At 69.5% G+C, this 15,596-nt stretch carries 15 protein-coding genes; 6 read left to right on the forward strand and 9 right to left on the reverse strand.

What is annotated here, in order from left to right; genetic code table 11:
- Entirely contained in the window at nt 1-960 is a 960-nt protein-coding gene (locus WBG06_RS24940) for an intradiol ring-cleavage dioxygenase (RefSeq protein ID WP_336740278.1), read from the reverse strand.
- 129 nt (nt 961-1,089) lie between these two features.
- Complete coding sequence (locus WBG06_RS24945; protein ID WP_336740281.1) at nt 1,090-1,341, reverse strand: zinc-ribbon domain-containing protein; 252 nt, start codon at nt 1,339-1,341, stop codon at nt 1,090-1,092.
- 40 nt (nt 1,342-1,381) lie between these two features.
- On the opposite strand from WBG06_RS24945, the gene WBG06_RS24950 reads away from it, so the two are divergent.
- Nucleotides 1,382-2,677: an MFS transporter gene (locus WBG06_RS24950; RefSeq protein WP_336740283.1), complete on the forward strand. Its 1,296-nt coding sequence runs from the start codon at nt 1,382-1,384 to the stop codon at nt 2,675-2,677.
- A 22-nt stretch (nt 2,678-2,699) separates the two neighbouring features.
- On the opposite strand, the gene WBG06_RS24955 is transcribed toward WBG06_RS24950, so the two are convergent.
- The 5 genes from WBG06_RS24955 to WBG06_RS24975 are packed head-to-tail and all read right to left on the reverse strand — an operon-like array spanning nt 2,700 to nt 8,398.
- Nucleotides 2,700-4,337 (reverse strand): amidohydrolase, encoded by a 1,638-nt coding sequence (locus WBG06_RS24955; protein WP_336740285.1) that lies wholly within the window; start codon nt 4,335-4,337, stop codon nt 2,700-2,702.
- A complete protein-coding gene (locus WBG06_RS24960; protein WP_336740287.1) occupies nt 4,338-5,171 on the reverse strand; it encodes an ABC transporter permease in 834 nt (277 codons plus the stop codon).
- A complete protein-coding gene (locus WBG06_RS24965) occupies nt 5,168-6,097 on the reverse strand; it encodes an ABC transporter permease (protein WP_336740289.1) in 930 nt (309 codons plus the stop codon). The genes WBG06_RS24960 and WBG06_RS24965 overlap by 4 nt, the downstream gene beginning before the upstream one ends.
- Complete coding sequence (locus WBG06_RS24970) at nt 6,090-7,298, reverse strand: polyamine ABC transporter substrate-binding protein (protein WP_336740291.1); 1,209 nt, start codon at nt 7,296-7,298, stop codon at nt 6,090-6,092. The genes WBG06_RS24965 and WBG06_RS24970 overlap by 8 nt, the downstream gene beginning before the upstream one ends.
- Complete coding sequence (locus WBG06_RS24975) at nt 7,295-8,398, reverse strand: ABC transporter ATP-binding protein (RefSeq protein ID WP_336740293.1); 1,104 nt, start codon at nt 8,396-8,398, stop codon at nt 7,295-7,297. The genes WBG06_RS24970 and WBG06_RS24975 overlap by 4 nt, the downstream gene beginning before the upstream one ends.
- Nucleotides 8,399-8,594: 196 nt before the next feature.
- On the opposite strand from WBG06_RS24975, the gene WBG06_RS24980 reads away from it, so the two are divergent.
- Genes WBG06_RS24980 through WBG06_RS24990 form a run of 3 tightly spaced genes read left to right on the forward strand, consistent with a single transcriptional unit; the run spans nt 8,595 to nt 10,843 of the window.
- Complete coding sequence (locus tag WBG06_RS24980) at nt 8,595-9,383, forward strand: Nif3-like dinuclear metal center hexameric protein (RefSeq protein ID WP_336740295.1); 789 nt, start codon at nt 8,595-8,597, stop codon at nt 9,381-9,383.
- A 57-nt stretch (nt 9,384-9,440) separates the two neighbouring features.
- Entirely contained in the window at nt 9,441-10,157 is a 717-nt protein-coding gene (locus WBG06_RS24985; protein ID WP_336740297.1) for a zinc ribbon domain-containing protein, read from the forward strand.
- Nucleotides 10,154-10,843, forward strand: coding sequence for a histidine phosphatase family protein (locus WBG06_RS24990; protein ID WP_336740299.1), 690 nt, complete (start codon nt 10,154-10,156; stop codon nt 10,841-10,843). The genes WBG06_RS24985 and WBG06_RS24990 overlap by 4 nt, the downstream gene beginning before the upstream one ends.
- Nucleotides 10,844-10,874: 31 nt before the next feature.
- Here the strand turns inward: WBG06_RS24990 and yaaA are convergent, their stop codons facing one another.
- On the reverse strand, nt 10,875-11,666 hold the full coding sequence (yaaA, locus tag WBG06_RS24995) for a peroxide stress protein YaaA (RefSeq protein WP_336740301.1): 792 nt from the start codon (nt 11,664-11,666) through the stop codon (nt 10,875-10,877).
- 19 nt (nt 11,667-11,685) lie between these two features.
- Here yaaA and WBG06_RS25000 point away from each other — a divergent pair, with 19 nt between their 5' ends.
- Nucleotides 11,686-13,149: an RNB domain-containing ribonuclease gene (locus tag WBG06_RS25000; protein WP_336740303.1), complete on the forward strand. Its 1,464-nt coding sequence runs from the start codon at nt 11,686-11,688 to the stop codon at nt 13,147-13,149.
- A 26-nt stretch (nt 13,150-13,175) separates the two neighbouring features.
- Here WBG06_RS25000 and WBG06_RS25005 read toward each other — a convergent pair whose 3' ends face one another.
- Nucleotides 13,176-14,117, reverse strand: a complete 942-nt coding sequence (locus WBG06_RS25005; RefSeq protein ID WP_336740305.1) for a TauD/TfdA dioxygenase family protein — start codon at nt 14,115-14,117, stop codon at nt 13,176-13,178.
- Nucleotides 14,118-14,259: 142 nt separating this feature from the next.
- Here WBG06_RS25005 and WBG06_RS25010 point away from each other — a divergent pair, with 142 nt between their 5' ends.
- Nucleotides 14,260-15,543 (forward strand): hydroxyacid-oxoacid transhydrogenase, encoded by a 1,284-nt coding sequence (locus WBG06_RS25010; protein WP_336740307.1) that lies wholly within the window; start codon nt 14,260-14,262, stop codon nt 15,541-15,543.
- The last annotated feature ends 53 nt before the right edge of the window (nt 15,544-15,596 follow it).

A 15,596-nucleotide genomic window follows, 5' to 3' on the forward strand; every position in this document is an offset into this window, starting at 1 on the left:
TCACCGCGTCGGGGGTTCGGGTGGGGTGCCTCCCGGGCCCCCGGCCGGACCGCTGCCGCCCGGCGCGCCGCCCATGGTGGCCGTCGTGGTGGTGTCGACGGCGACGGAGAGTGAGCCCTGGTAGCCGGCACTCGTGCTCCCCGTGAAGGTGCCCATCTCGAGGTCGTAGCCGTCGCTGAAGACGTTGTCGCTCTCGAGGCTGACCTTGGCCAGGTTCTCGGCCGAGCCCGTGTAGGCATCGTTCTCGTAGACCTTGGTCAGCATCTTCTCGGGGAAGGCGACCTGCGAGGTGGCGATGGCGTTCTCGCCGCTCGTGGCCGACTCGGCGTCGGGGTAGACCTCGAAGTGCAGGTGCGTCCAGCGGCCGTCGTAACAGCCCGGGACGATGGTCTTGAAGGTCACCTGACCCTCGGCGTCGGCGACCTGGACACCGCGGAGGTACGTCTCGTCCTCGACCCCCTCGGAGTACATCGAGTAGCGGCCGAGCGCGTCGCACTGCCACAGATAGACCGCGACCCCCTCGAAGGGCACGTCGTCGTCGGCCATGTCGGTCACGGTGAAGGTGAACTCGAGCGGCACCCCTTCGACCGTGGTGCCGCCGTCGAGACTGGACGTGATGTCGCTGCGTACGATCCCGGACTCGGTCAGCACGTTCGTGCCGTTCGTGCCGTCGGCCGGATAGGGCCCGTTGGTCTCCTGCGGGATCTCCCCGTCGCTCGTCGTGCTCGCCGCAGCGCCGCCCGATGATCCGGACGAGCTCGACGAGCCGGCACCGCAGGCCGCCAAGGCTGCGGCCCCGACCCCGGCTCCGAGGAGCCCGAAGATCCGGCGGCGCGTCAGCAGCGTCGTGACGTCGAAGCCGGCGCCTTGGTCGACCACCTCCTCGCGTGGGCGGGCCAGCAGACGGCCTTCATAGGCGGGGCCGTCGGGGGTGAGGTCGGGTTCGGGTACGCGGCTCACTGGATCTCCTTGCAGTCGGTCGTTCGTGACCTGACTCTGGCGAGGCAATCCTTCAGCACCTTCGGTCTCGACTGTGATGTCTCTGTGAGCGTCGGCCTCGGGCTGTCATGCGCACAGGAAGACAGCGCGTCAGCCGGCGGCCGGCCGCGGAGCTGACGTGACGAGCTGCTGGGCCTGTTCCTTGGACACCTTCGAGGCGTAGCCGCAGTAGGTGCAGTCCATGCGGCGGGACGTACCGACGGGGAAGAGCGGGATGAAGAAGAGAGTGAACTTGTTGACGTTCTCGAACAGCCGCTGCGCGGCACGCTGACCGCAGTGAGGGCACACCAAGGAGAGGGTCGCGAGCAGGCGCGTGTAGGTCTTGACCCCGAAGATGATCATGTCGTGAGTCTTGCACGCGAGGGGCTGATTTACTTGCCCGGTGGTACGTACCCCCAACCCCCTCTGGCACACCCTCATCCACCTTCGCGGCAACCCGCGCGCGTGCGTCTGGACCGAGCCGATGTGGGGTCTGTCGATGGCGCTCGTGCTGCCGTACCTCTCGGTGTTCATGCTGGCGCTGGGCGTGCACGACGCGCAGATCGGCCTGATCGCGAGCGCGGGCATGGTCTCCCAGGTCTTCTTCGGCCTCGCTGGTGGGATCATCACCGATCGGCTCGGGCGGCGGGCGACGACGGCTCTGTTCGATGTGGTCGCCTGGGTGATCCCGTGCCTGATCTGGGCGTTCACGCAGAGCTTCTGGGGTTTCCTCGCGGCGTCGGTGGTCAACGGCGCACTGCAGGTGACCCAGAACTCCTGGGACTGTCTGATGGTCGAGGACGCCGAGCGCGGGCAGATCACCCGGATCTACTCGCTGGTGCGGGTGGCTGCGGACTGTTCGGCCCTCTTCGCCCCGATCGCGGCGATCCTGGTGGCGCGATTCGGGCTGGAGCCCGCGGTCCGGTTGCTCTTCATCAACGCCGCGGTGGTGATGACGGCGAAGATCATCTGGCTCTACCTGTGGTCCTCCGAGACCAAGCAGGGCCGGATCCGGATGGCAGAGACGGACGGGCACAGCCTCTGGCAGCTCCTGGCCGGATACCGCGGGGCGCTGACGCTGCTGGTGCGCTCGCGCGGCTCGGTCCTGGCGCTCGCGATCGCAGCGCTGTTCGCCGCGGTGACGCTGATCAACGCCACGTTCTGGCAGGTCGTGGTCAGCCAGCATCTGCACGTGCCGGACCCGCTGCTGCCGTTCTTCCCCATGGTGCGCTCGCTGATGTCGGTGCTCTTCCTCTTCACCGTCATCTCCCGGCTGACCGGCGGGATGGACCTCAAGAGGGCGACGCTGTGGGGCTTCGGGACCTACCTCGCCGGCCAGCTCCTCCTGGTCCTGATCCCGGCGTCGCGGGGCGACGCCGACCTTGCCACGTACGCACTCCTGGGCATCTGTCTGCTGCTGGACAGCTTCGGAGCGGGGATGCTGTTCATGCTCTCGGAGTCTCTGGTCGCGCTGCACGTCGATGCGGCCGAACGTTCCCGGGTGATGGCGCTGCAGCGGATGTCGGTCATGCTGGCCGCGGCACCGTTCGGCTGGATCTCCGGTTGGCTCTCGGGGATCGACCGTACGTATCCGTTCTGGTTGACCGCCGGGCTGCTCGTCCTCGGCGCCGTCCTGACCGCGACGCGCTGGGTGCCGACGCACCACGAGTCGGACCCGGAACCGGAGCCGGTCGCCTAACCCTGTCGTCTAACCCCGTCGCCTAGCCCCGTCGATGGACCTCCCGGCCGTCAACGTACGTGTGGGTGACCTGGGTGCGGCCGAGGACGGTGTCGTCGCCGAGGATGTCCTGGTCGACGACGACCAGGTCGGCCGCGTACCCGGTCTCGATCCGGCCCGTCGAGCCCTCCAGGCGGTTCAGGGAGACGGTCCCGGTGGTGTAACCGGCAAGGGCGTCGGCCACCGACAGCGCCTCCTCGGGGAGCAGCGCAGCGGCGTCGGGAGACTGGTCGGGGGAGCGGCGGTTGACCGCGACGTGCATACCGAGCAACGGCGCCGGGTCGGAGACGGGCCAGTCGCTACCGCAGGCGATCCGAGCACCCGTACGCAGCAGCGACCCGAACACGTACTGCTGCTCGCGTGCGGCCGGCGCCAGGAACGGCAGGGTCAGCACCTCCACCGCCTCGTCGAGACAGGCCCACAGCGGCTGGATGTTGGCGGTGACCTCCAGCGCGGCGAACCGCGGGACGTCGGCGGGATCGACGACCTGCACGTGGGCCAGATGGTGCCGCAGCCCGCTGGCCCCGTTGACCGCACGGGCGTGCTCGATCGCGTCCAGGCTGTCGCGTACCGCCCGGTCGCCGAGCGCGTGGATGTGCGCCTGGAACCCGGCCGCATCCAGCGCCGCGACGTAGGTGGCCAGAGAGTCCGCCGGGATGAAGGAGAGCCCGCGGTTGTCGGTGAGGTGGCCGTGGGAGTCGAGGTAGGGGGAGAGCATCGCGGCCGTGTGCGTCTCGCAGACACCGTCCTGCATCAGCTTGACGCTGGCAGCGTCCAGCCCCGACCGCGCGGCCAGCGCGCGGCGCGAGATCAGCTCGGGCAGCTGCTCCAGGCCGCGGTCGCGGTCCCACCACTGGGCGAGGACGACCTTCGCGGTGAGCTCGCCGGCCTCCCGGGCAGCGATATAGGTCGGCAGCGAGTCGGGCATGCCGAGGCCGTCACCGACCAGAGCGTCCTGCCAGCCCACGATGCCGACCGAGTGGAGGTGCCGCTGCGCGGTCAGCAGCGCCGCCCTCAGGTCGCCGGTGGTCGGGGCCGGCACGAGTGACCCGACCAGCGCCATCGCCCCTTCGTGCAGCGCCCCGGTCGGGCGGCCGGACCCGTCGCGTTCGATCCGCCCGTCGGCGGGGTCCGGCGTCTGCGCGGAGATGCCGGCGATCTCGAGCGCGCGGCTGTTCACCCAGGCCGAGTGGTGATCGCGGTTGGGCAGGAAGACGGGCCGGTCGGGCAGCAGGCGATCAAGAGGCGAAGCGCTCGGCACCCCTCCCGGGAACGAGTCCATCGACCAGCCGCCGCCGGTGACCCAGGCACGCTCCGGGTTCGCGGCGGCGTAGGACCCGATGGCGTCCAGGTATTCGTCGAGCGTGGACAGGCCGGTCAGGTCGCACTGGTTCATCTCCAGCCCGGCCTGGACCGGATGGACGTGCGAGTCGTGGAAGGCAGGCAGCACCCACCGGCCGTCGAGATCCTCGACCAGCGTCTGCGGGCCGGCCAGGGCCGACAGGTCTGCGCCGATCGCCGTGATCCGTCCGTCCTGGACCGCGAGATCCCTGTCCTCCCAGCGGCCCGAGCGCAGCACCCGGCCACCACGCACCAGCAGGTCCACCGGGCGCGCGTCCATTCAGTTCACGGCCATCGTGTCGGTCACCGAGGAACCCGAACGCCTGAGCACCCACGCCACGAACCCGAGCACAAGGAGCGTGAAGACCAGCAGGATCGTGGAGACCGCGGCGATCTCGGGCTTGAGCCCCGATCGGACCGAGGAGAGCACGTAGACCGGCCACGAGGTCGTGCCGGAGACGTTGATGAACGAGGAGATCACCGTGTTGTCGAGGCTCAGTGTGAAGGCGAGCAGCCCGCCGGCCAGGACCGCCGGCCCGACCAGGGGGAGCGTGACCTTGAAGAACGTCGGGACCGGGCGCGCATAGAGGTCGGCCGAAGCCTCCTCCAGCGACGCGTCCAGCCCGACCAGCCGGGCCCGGACGATGTAGGTGACGACCGCGGTCGCGAAGAGCGAGTGACCGATCACGAGACGTACGTAGCCGTTGTTGAACGGCAGCAACGACCAGTCCTGACCGAGCGTCACGAACCAGGGCAGCAGCGCGATGCCGTCGACGATCTCGGGTGTCACCGAGACCAGCAGCAACAGCAGCGTGAACGGGCCCGTCCACCGGCCCGGGAACCTGGCCATCGCCATCCCGGCCAGGGTGCCGAGCGCACTCGCCAGGAGCGCGGCGATGACGGCGGTCTGGAGCGAGACGGCGACGGTGTGGCGTACGGTCGGCCGCTCGATGATCGCCGTGAACGGCTCCAGACTGAAGCCGTCCCAGGCGGTGAGCAGGCGACCGCCGTTGAAGGAGTAGATGCCGATCACGATGATCGGGGCGAACAGGAAGAGGAAGACCAGCGTGGTCCATGCCCCGAGCGCGAGGTTGGTCCCGGACGGCTTGCTCATGTCGTTGCCAACTCCTTCCTTCCGGAGGTCTTCGTGCCGATGACCAGCCGACTCCGTCGCCCGACGAGCCAGCCCACCCCCCACAGCAGCGCGACGGCGAGGACGACGACGAGCATGGTGAGCAGGATGAGGACGACCGCCATCGCCGAGCCCAGCGCCCAGTTCTGAGCGGTCAGGAACTGGCTGGCGATCAGGGAGCCGACCATGGTGCCCTTGGCGCCACCGAGCACGGCCGGGGTGACGTAGTCGCCCGTCATCGGGATGAAGACCAGGATCACGCCGGCGATCATCCCGGGCCGCGCCAACGGCAGCGTGACCTGGAAGAACGTGCGCACCCGGTCCGCGCCGAGGTCCTTGGACGCCTCGCCGAGCGCGCCGTCGACGCGGTCGAAGGCGACGTACAGCGGCAGGATCATCAGCGGGAGATAGTTGTAGATCAGGCCCAGCAGCACCGCGCCGCGGGTGTTGAGCAGGTCGTGCGGGTCGCCGACCAGGCCGACGTCGGTCAGGAACCCGGCCAGGGCACCTTCGGAGGAGAGGATCACCTTCCAGCCGATCGTGCGGATCAGGAACGAGGTCCAGTAGGGGACCATCACCAGCGCGACCAGCAGCCCGCGCCGGTGGGCCGGGACCTTCACCGCCATGAAGTACGCGGCGGGCAGCGCGATCAGCAGGCACGCGACCGTCCCCAGCACGCTCATCCACAGGGTTGCCCGGAAGATCGTGAAGAAGGTCGGGCTGAACGCCTCCGCATAGCGGTCCAGCGACATCACCGCGTTGCTGTGGGTGCCGAACATCCCCGGCTTCTCACCGAAGCTGAACCAGGCGATCTGCAGGAACGGGACGACGAAGAAGACGGTCAGCCACAGCCACGCCGGGACGGCGAGGACGAACCCGGGGAGCCTGCTGGACCCGTTCCTAGGCACTGGCGGCGGCCTTCAGCTTGTCGTAGACCTCCGTACGCCGGTCCTGGGCCTTGTTGACGGCGCCGTTCTTCATCGTGGCGAGCTGCTCGTCGGTGAAGAAGATCATCTCGGGCAGCTCGACCTTGCGCTCCTTGGCCATCTCCTCGATGCCGAGCGCGCCGGTGTTGTAGCCGATGTAGTCCATCTCCAGGAACGAGTTCTCCGGCTCCAGCACGTAGTCGAGGAACGCGTGCGCAGCCTCGGGGTGGGGCGCGCCGGTGGGGATGCACCAGTTGTCCATCCACAGCTCCGTCGTCGGACCGGGCAGGACCCACTTCCAGCGGTCGGGCTGCTTGTGCTCGAGGATGCCGAGCCGGGAGTCGCCGTTCCAGTTCTGCATCAGCGCGAAGGTGTTCTGCTGCATCGCTCCGGTGGCCGGGTAGGAGTCGAAGCCGGCGATGTGCGGTGCCCACTTCTCGACCGCCTCGGCCTCGTAGGCGTCGTAGTCGGCCATGTCCTCGGTGTTCCAGTCGATGTCGTTGGCCCAGAAGTAGAGGCCGGCGACACCCTGCGGGTCGTCGAGCAGCGAGGTCTTGCCCGAGGCCTCGTTCTGCATCGCGTCGATGAAGTCGTCCCAGGTCGCCAGGTCGCGCTTGATCACCGTGGTGTCGTAGACGAACCCGGTGGTGCCCCAGCACTTGCAGACCGAGTATTCGTTCTCCGGGTCCCAGTCCTGGCCGAGGAACTTCGGGTCGACCTTGGCGAGGTTGGGGATCAGGTCCTTGTTGAGCGGGACGATGATCTCGTTCTCGATCAGCTGGGGGATGTAGACGCCTGTCGGAACGACGATGTCGTAGCCGCTGGTGCCCTTGGCCGCGACCAGCTTGGAGATCAGCTCCTCGTTCGAGCCGTAGGAGTCGAGGGTCACCTTCGGGCCGGTCTTGCCGAAGGCGTCGATCACCTCGGGGGAGTCGTAGTCGCCCCAGGTGTAGATCGAGAGCGACTTCTCCACCGGCCCGCCGGTCGCACCGGCACCCGGCTCGACCGCCGCCTCGCCACCACCGCCTCCGCCCGTGCCGCAGGCGCTGAGCGCGGCACCCGCGCCGGCGAGGGCCGCCAGGCTCAGGAAGTGGCGCCGCGAGAGCTCCTGACGGATCGCTCGCGCACCCGCATGGCTGGCCAGGATGCGTACGTTCCTGTTCGTGTCTCCGGGGTTGCTCACTGGGGGCTCCTAGCGGTGGTCGGGGCGGACGGGGTGTCGAGAGGGAAGAGACGTACGTCCTCGGCGGCCCAGCCGCAGAGGACCTGGTCGCCGGGGGAGAGCCGGGTGGCTCCGTGGGTCGGGCGGCGGATCAGCAGGCTGGTCTCGTCGGTGACCTTGACGAGGTACTGGATCACCTCGCCCAGCAGGGAGACCTGGAGGACCTCGCCGGCCACGGTGTTGAGACCCTCGGCCGCTGCCTTGTTCTCGAGCGCAGGCTCGATCGAGATCAGCTCGGGGCGGATGGCGGCCTGATGCGGCTCGCCGGGTCTTCCGTCGGGCTTCGCGGGACCCTCGATCACGACGACGGGGGTCTCGACGGTGGTGCCGTCGGCGCTGATCTCGCCGTGCAGGAAGTTCTGCTGACCGACGAAGCCGGCGACGTACGCGCTGGCGGGCTGGTTGTAGACGGTGTCGGCGTCGGCGAGCTGCTCGATCCGCCCGGCGCGCATGATCGCGATCCGGTCGCTCATCGCGAGTGCCTCGTGCTGGTCGTGGGTGACGAAGACGAAGGTGATCCCGAGGCGGGACTGGAGCAGCTTGAGCTCGAGCTGCATCTCCTCGCGCAGCTGGCGGTCCAGGGCGCCCAGCGGCTCGTCGAGGAGGAGGACGCCGGGCCGGTTGACGAGCGCCCGGGCGAGCGCGACCCGCTGCTGCTGGCCGCCGGAGAGCTGGGTCGGGCGGCGGTCGGCGAAGTCGAGCATCCGCACCATCCGCAACGCCTCGACCACCCGTTCGCGGATCTCGGCCTTGGGCGTCCTGCGCTGCTGGAGGCCGTAGGCGACGTTCTCGGCGACGGACTTGTGCGGGAACAGCGCGTAGGCCTGGAAGACCGTGTTCACGTCGCGCTGGTAGGGCGCGAGCCGGACCACGTCCTTGCCGCCGATCATGATGCTGCCCGAGTCGGGCTTCTCGAAGCCGGCGATCATCCGCAGCGTCGTCGTCTTGCCGCAGCCCGAGGGGCCGAGCAGCGAGATGAACTCGCCGGCCCGGATCTCCAGGTCCAGGCCGTCGACCGCCGTGGCCTGGCCATAGGTCTTGGTCAGGCCGCTGATGGACACTGAGCCGGAGGGTGGGGGTTCCGGGGAAGCTGTCGTGGTCATCGCTGCTCCAGTCGATTGTTCACTTAGCGCTGCATTCCACCACAGGATTCGGAGAAAAGTACGGAATCGGTTGTAAAGGAACGGTTACGAACTGGATTCCGTGCTCGGCGTCGTCGGTGGAGTCATCGGCAGAGGCTGGCCCTAGGGTTACACCATGCCGACCCTGTCTGCCGTCACCTCGTTGCTGGACGAGTGGTACCCGCCCGAGACCGCCGACGACTGGGATGCTGTCGGGCTGGTCTGGGGCGACCCGTCGTCGCCGGTCTCGAAGATCTTGCTCGCCGTCGACCCGACCCTGCCGGTCGCCGAGGAGGCGGCTGCGTGGGGAGCGGACCTGGTGGTGGTCCATCATCCGCTCTTCCTCAAGGGCGTGCACGGGTTCGCGGCGACGACGCCGAAGGGACGTACGCTCTCGACGCTGGTCTCCGCGCAGTGTGCCCTGCTCACCGCGCACACCAATGCCGACCAGGCCCTCGGCGGTGTCTCGGAGTCGTTGGCGCTCGCGCTCGGGCTGAGCTCCCTGCGGCCGCTGGTGCCGGGGCTGACCCCCGAGGTCGGCACCGGGCGCGCCGGGACGGTGGAGCCGACGACGCTGGGCGCGTTCGCCGAGACCGTGGCCGCGGCTCTCCCGGCCACCGCGTCCGGGATCCGGGTCGCCGGCGACCTCGACCGGCCGGTCTCCTCGGTCGCGCTGTGCGGCGGTGCAGGCGACTTCCTGCTCGACCAGGTGGCTGCGTACGACGTCTATGTGACCAGCGATCTGCGGCACCATCCGGCCTCGGAGTTTCTCGAGAAGGGCGGTGCGCTGATCGACATCCCGCACTGGGCCGCCGAGTGGACCTGGCTGCCTGTGCTGGCGAGGCGACTTCGGGAGGCATTCGGAGATACGGTGGACACCCGGGTCTCGGAGATCGTCACCGACCCGTGGACCAAGCGTCTGTGAATGCTGCGTTTGTGAATAGCTGAGGAGAATCCGCTGAAAGCCGACCCGTTCGCCCAGGTGAAGCTGCTCGACGTCTGTGAGCTCGACTCGCGTGCGCTCCAGCTGCGCCACCGCCGTGCGCATCTGCCGCAGGCCGCCGTCGTGGCAGAGCTGCAGGCATCGAAGAAGACCACCGACGATGCCGTGCGCGACGCCCGGGTCACCCGCGACGACCTCGAGCGGGTGCAGAAGAAGGCCGACGCTGACGTCGAGGCCGTCAAGACCCGCCGCCGGCGTGACCAGGAGCGGATGGACTCCGGGGCGATCAGCAGCGCCAAGGACCTCGAGCGCATGCAGCACGAGCTGGCCACCCTCGACCGCCGGATCGCGGTGCTCGAGGACGAGGAGCTCGAGGTCATGGAGCAGCTCGAGGAGGCCCAGGCCAAGGTCACCCGGCTCGAGGCCGAGCTCGCCGAGATCGACGAGAAGCTCGCGGTCGCGGTCGACTCCGTCGACGTCGAGACCGCGAAGATCGACACCGAGCTCGCCGGGGTTCTCGAGGAGCGTACGCCTGCGCTCGAGGGCATCCCCGATGACCTGCTCGCCCTCTACACGCGGCTCAGCGACAAGATGGGTGTCGGTGCGGCCGAGCTGCGCGCCCGCCGCTGCGGCGGCTGCAACCTCCAGCTCGACCCGGCCGAGATCTCCCGCATCCGCGGTCTCGCTGCCGACGAGGTCGTGCGCTGTGAGGAGTGCTCCCGCATCCTCGTCCGGACTGCCGAGTCGGGGCTGTGAGCCGGACGTCCACGTCGCGTGGCTGGGGCGGCGACGTCGCCGCCACCACGCTCGTGCTGGTGCGCCACGGAGTCACCAAGCACACGGCTGCGAAGGCGTTCTCCGGCGGGCTCGGCGGCGACAACCCGCCGCTGACCCAGGAGGGGCGTGAGCAGGCCCTGCTCACCGCGAAGTGGCTCGAGCCGCTGGCGCCCTCGGTCTCGACCGTGGTGACCTCACCGGTCCTGCGGGCCTTCGAGACCGGCGAGATCGTCGCCGGCGCGCTCGGTGCGCAGCTGGTCGAGGAGCCGGGGTTCGCGGAGATCGAGTTCGGCGAGTGGGAGGGCCTCACCTTCGGCGAGGTCGCCCAGCGGCACCCGGAGGAGATGAAGGAATGGATGGGTGCGACCGAGGTCGCACCGCCGGGCGGGGAGTCCTTCGACTCCGCGCAGGTCCGCGTCCTCGACGGCCTCGAGCGGGTGCTCGAGGCTCACACCGGGGAGACCGTCGTGGTCACCTCGCACGTCTCGCCGATCAAGCTGCTCGTCGCGCACGCGCTCGGCACCCCGATCGGTGGCGTCTTCAATATGGAGCTCTCGCCCGCATCCGCCACCGTGGTCTCGTTCTTCTCCGACGGCCGCGCCTCGATGCGCCTGTTCAACGGGCTCCCTCCCGCCCGCGACCACTTCGCCGCCACCACTTTCTGAGGCCGAGTCGGCCCGGCTCGGCGCGAGATGGTCAGATCTCGGTGACGACCACGTCGAGCTGGGTGCCCTTGGTGGTCGGGGCGCCCACCTCGACCGTCCAGCCGAGGTCGCGGAGAGCCTCGGCGAGCGCGGCCGGGGTGCGGGGGTTCGAACCGGACTCGAGGAGCGCTCGGACGAGGCGGCCCTTGGTGGCCTTGTTGAAGTGGCTGACCACCTTGCGCTGGCCGTTGTGCTCGTGGAGCACGCGGACGGTGGCGGTGCGGGCCGGCACCGTGCTGGAGCCGTCGGCACCGGGGCGCCAGAAAGCGGCGTACGTCCCGGACCGGAGGTCCACGAGCAGGCCGTCGCCGAGTGCCTCGGTCATGCCGGGGCCGAGGTGGGCACGCCAGTGGGCCTGGATGCCGCCGATACCGGGAAGCGTGGTGTCCCCCGAGAGACGGTACGCAGGGATGCGGTCGGCCAGCCCGACGAGGCCGAACAGCGAGCTGGTGACCATGACCCGGCTCGTCGCGCGACGCTTGGCGGCGGGCGACAGGGTCGTGGGGGAGAGGGCGTCGTAGAGGACGCCGGTGTAGATCCGGTCGGCGCGCGCGGTCGGTGCCTCCGTCAGGCGGGCGTTGAGGGTCACCAGCTCGGGCTGGGTCTTCGGGATGCCCAGGATCTCGACGGCGGCGTCCGGGCGGGTGGTGCACAGCTCGACCAGCGCGTCGACGACCTTGGCGCGTGCCGGGTTGAGGACCGGGAGCGAGAGCTCGTCCGACGAGAGCGACTTGCCACGACTCGGAGCGGTTTTACCTTCGGACGGCGGCAACAGGATCAGCACGTCGAATATCGTGCCTCGTATGTCATCAGCCCGCATCATCCGGGTGGCGCGCGCCGACAGCGGTGTCGCCGCCACCACGCTCCGCGACGGGATCGCCGCGCTCCAGGCGGAGCTGGGAGTGACCGCCGAGTTCCCGCCCGAGGTCGAGGAGGCTGCGGCCGCCGCTGCGGCCGCCCCGAGGCTCCCGGAGCTGGACCGCACCGACCTGCCGTTCGTCACGATCGATCCCGAGACGTCGATGGACCTCGACCAGGCGCTCCATCTGGAGCGCGACGGTGACGGTTACGTGGTGCACTACGCGATCGCCGACGTGGCCGCCTTCGTGGCGCCCGGCGACCCGGTCGACCTCGAGGCCAACAAGCGCGGCGAGACCCTCTACGCCGCCGACGCGAAGATCCCGCTGCACCCCAAGGTGCTCTCCGAGGACGCCGCCTCGCTGCTCCCGGACCAGGTGCGACCCGCGCTGCTGTGGACCCACAGGCTCGACGCCACCGGTGAGGGGACCGAGACCGTCGTCGAGCGGGCGCTGGTGCGGTCGCGGGCGAAGCTCTCCTACGACGGCGTACAGAAGATGTTCGACGGCGACGGGTTCGACGACACCGACTACGCCGAGTCGCTCCAGCTGCTGAAGGAGATCGGCGAGAAGCGGATCGCTCTCGAGGCCTCCCGCGGCGGTGTGAACCTGCCCCTGCGCGACCAGGAGATCTCGGTCGAGGGTGATCAGTGGTCGCTCGAGTATCGCGACCTGCTGCCCGTGGAGGAGTGGAACGCGCAGATCTCGCTGCTGACCGGTTTCGCCGCGGCCGACCTGATGGTCCGCGCCCGCGTCGGACTGCTGAGGACCCTCCCCGATCCCGATCCTCGCGACGTACAGCGCCTGCACCGCACGGCCCGCGCGCTCGGGCTGGAGTGGCCTGCGGAGATGCCCTACCCCGACTTCATCCGCTCCCTGGACGGCAAGAACGGCAAGCACGCCGCGATGGCGATCGCCTGCACCCGGCTGCTGCGCGGGAGCGGGTACGCCTCCTTCGACGGCGAGCTGCCGGAGCTGACCGAGCACTCGGCGCTCGCCAACGAATACATGCACGTCACCGCTCCGCTGCGCCGGTTGATCGACCGCTACGCCGGTGAGGTCTGCCTCGCGCTCTGCGCCGACGAGCCGGTCCCCGACTGGGTGACGAGCGCGTTCGCCACGCTCCCCGAGACGATGAAGGCCTCCTCGCGCACCAGCGGTGCCTACGAGCGCGGTGTCGTGGATCTGGTCGAGGCCGGACTGCTGTCCAAACGGGTCGGGGACACCTTCGCGGCGGTGGTCGTCGAGGTCGACGACGAGGACAAGACGAAGGGTTCGATCACGGTCGAGGAACCGGCCATCGAGGCCCGGGTGACGAGCACCGAGGCCCTCCCGCTGGGTGAGGAGGTCCAGGTGCGGCTGGAGTCGGCCGACGTCGTCGCCCGGAAGGTCGGCTTCACCATCGCCTGACCTCCCGGGCGTACGTCGGCCGAGCTTCAGGAGATCAGGTCGTCGAGGCGGTTGTAGACCTCGGCGGAGCCTTCGATCACCCGGCTGTGCTCGCCCTCGATGGAGACGGGGACGTCGCCCTGGACGGTGATGCGCCGCACCTCGCGCGGCAGCTCGTCGAAGTCGGCGACGGCGTAGTGCTGGGTGGCGCGGTTGTCCCAGATCGCGACGTCGCCCTGCTGCCAGTGCCAGCGGACGGTGTTCTCCAGGGCGGTGACCCGGTCCTGGAGAAGGTTGAACAGCGTCGCGCTCTCCTTCTGGTTCAGGCCGGAGAAGTGCTTGACGAAGTGGCCCAGGACGAGCGCGCGCTCGCCGGTCTCCGGGTGGATCCGCACCACAGGGTGCTCGGTCCGGTAGATCGTCGAGACGAACTCCTCGCGCCGACGCGCGGCGACGTCGTCGGTGGCCTCGGCCTGGTCGGGGCGTACGTAGTCGTAGTCGTTGGAGTGGACCGCCCACAGGTTGTCGACCAGCGCCTTGAGCTGCGGGTGGAGTCGCTCGTAGGCGGTGACGGTGTTGGCCCAGACGGTGTTGCCGCCGTACTCCGGGATCTCCGCGCCGCGCAGGATCGAGAACGCCGGAGGCCGGTCGACGAAGGTGACGTCGGTGTGCCAGGAGTTGGCGGCCATGCCGCGGTTGGCCTTGAGCGTCAGCACCCGGGCGCTGCCGGTGTTGACGGTCGGGTGCGCGGTCGTCAGCGGACCCAGGCGCTCGCCGAAGGCGATCTGTGCACGGTCGTCGAGGTGGTCCTGGCCGCGGAAGAACACGACCTTGTGCTTCAGGATCGCGGCCCTGATCTCGGCGACCGTCTCGGCGGGGAGGTCGCCGGAGAGGGTCACGCCGTCGATACGGGCGCCGATCCGGCCGCCGACCTTGCGGACGGTGAGCTCGTCGAGGTCGCGGGTGGGGGATGCTTCGGTGACGGTCATTCGTGGTCTCCTCTGGGACGGCATCGGACTTGATCTAAATAAAGTCTAGTGAATTACCTGACTTAAGACTACGGGTGTCTCACGAGACGTTTGTGCACTCCGGCCGATGATCCTCGTGCGGGCCGGTGGATATCGTGCGCTCATGACGCATGCCACCCCCGAGACCGTGTTCACCTATGGCTCCCCGCAGCTCAAGTTCGGCACCGGCGCATCGGCCGAGATCGGCTACGACCTGGCCTCGCTGGGCGCCCGCCGCGCCCTCGTGGTGACCGATCCCGGCATCTCCGCGACCGGGCTGCCGCAGCGGGTGGGCGAGCAGATGAAGGCGTACGACGTCGAGGCCGTCGTCTTCGACGGCGTCCATGTCGAGCCGACCGACGAGAGCATGCGGGCCGCGGTGGAGTTCGCCCGCGAGAACGGGCCGTTCGACGCGATCGTGGCTGTCGGGGGTGGGTCGAGCATCGACACCGCGAAGGCGGTCAACCTGCTGACCACCAACGACGGTGACCTGATGGACTACCTCAACGCGCCGGTCGGTCGCGGGCTCGCGCCGGCACGCCCGCTGCTGCCGCTGGTGGCGGTGCCGACCACCACCGGGACCGGCGCGGAGTCGACGACCGTGTGCGTGCTCGACGTGCTCTCGCTCAAGGTGAAGACCGGGATCTCGCACGCCCGCCTGCGACCCACGCTGGCCGTCGTCGACCCGGACCTGATGATGACCCAGCCGGCCGGGGTGACGGCCGCGTCCGGGATGGACATCCTGTGCCACGCGCTGGAGAGCTACACGGCCCGCCCCTACACCTCCTACGACCGCAAGGAGCCGGCCCAGCGGGTGCCCTACTGTGGCGCCAACCCGATCTCCGACATGTGGTCCGAGAAGGGTCTGTCGCTGCTGGCGGGCTCGTTCCGGCAAGCGGTCGCCCACGGCGACGACACCCTTGCGCGCGGTGATATGGCGTTCGCGGCGACCTTCGCGGGCCTGGGCTTCGGAAATGCGGGCGTGCACATCCCGCACGCCTGCGCCTACCCGATCGCGGGCCGGGTGCGGGACTTCCACCCGGCCGACTACCCGGGGGACGAGGCGCTGGTGCCGCACGGGATGGCGGTGTCGCTGACCGCTCCCGAGGCGTTCCGCTACACCTTCGACGCCGCCCCCGAGCGACACCTCCGCGCGGCCCGTCTGCTGGCGCCCGGCTTCGACGAGTCCCAGGAGGAGCCGCGCGACCTGCTGCCCCGGGTGCTGACCGACCTGATGCGGGACATCGGGATCCCGGCGGGGATCGGCTCGGTCGGCTACGGAGCCGCAGACATCCCCGACCTGGTCGAGGGGGCGCTCAAGCAGCAGCGGCTGCTCGCCACCGCCCCGAAGCAGCCGTCGGCGGAGGACCTGACCGGGATCTTCGAGAGGTCCGTCACGCTCTGGTGAGGAATGCCCGGCGGGGCTACGACGTTCGGTTGGTTGTCTTCTTCAACCACCCC

Origin of the sequence: Nocardioides sp. CCNWLW239, assembly GCF_037137035.1 — a bacterium.
GTDB lineage: Bacteria > Actinomycetota > Actinomycetes > Propionibacteriales > Nocardioidaceae > Nocardioides.

Coding starts and splice junctions, on each gene's coding strand:
- WBG06_RS24945 (WP_336740281.1), bottom strand. CDS start 1,341: ATGATCATCTTCGGGGTCAAGACCTACACGCGCCTGCTCGCGACCCTC.
- WBG06_RS24955 (WP_336740285.1), bottom strand. CDS start 4,337: ATGGACGCGCGCCCGGTGGACCTGCTGGTGCGTGGTGGCCGGGTGCTG.
- WBG06_RS24960 (WP_336740287.1), bottom strand. CDS start 5,171: ATGAGCAAGCCGTCCGGGACCAACCTCGCGCTCGGGGCATGGACCACG.
- WBG06_RS24980 (WP_336740295.1), top strand. CDS start 8,595: ATGCCGACCCTGTCTGCCGTCACCTCGTTGCTGGACGAGTGGTACCCG.
- WBG06_RS25000 (WP_336740303.1), top strand. CDS start 11,686: ATGTCATCAGCCCGCATCATCCGGGTGGCGCGCGCCGACAGCGGTGTC.
- WBG06_RS25005 (WP_336740305.1), bottom strand. CDS start 14,117: ATGACCGTCACCGAAGCATCCCCCACCCGCGACCTCGACGAGCTCACC.
- WBG06_RS25010 (WP_336740307.1), top strand. CDS start 14,260: ATGACGCATGCCACCCCCGAGACCGTGTTCACCTATGGCTCCCCGCAG.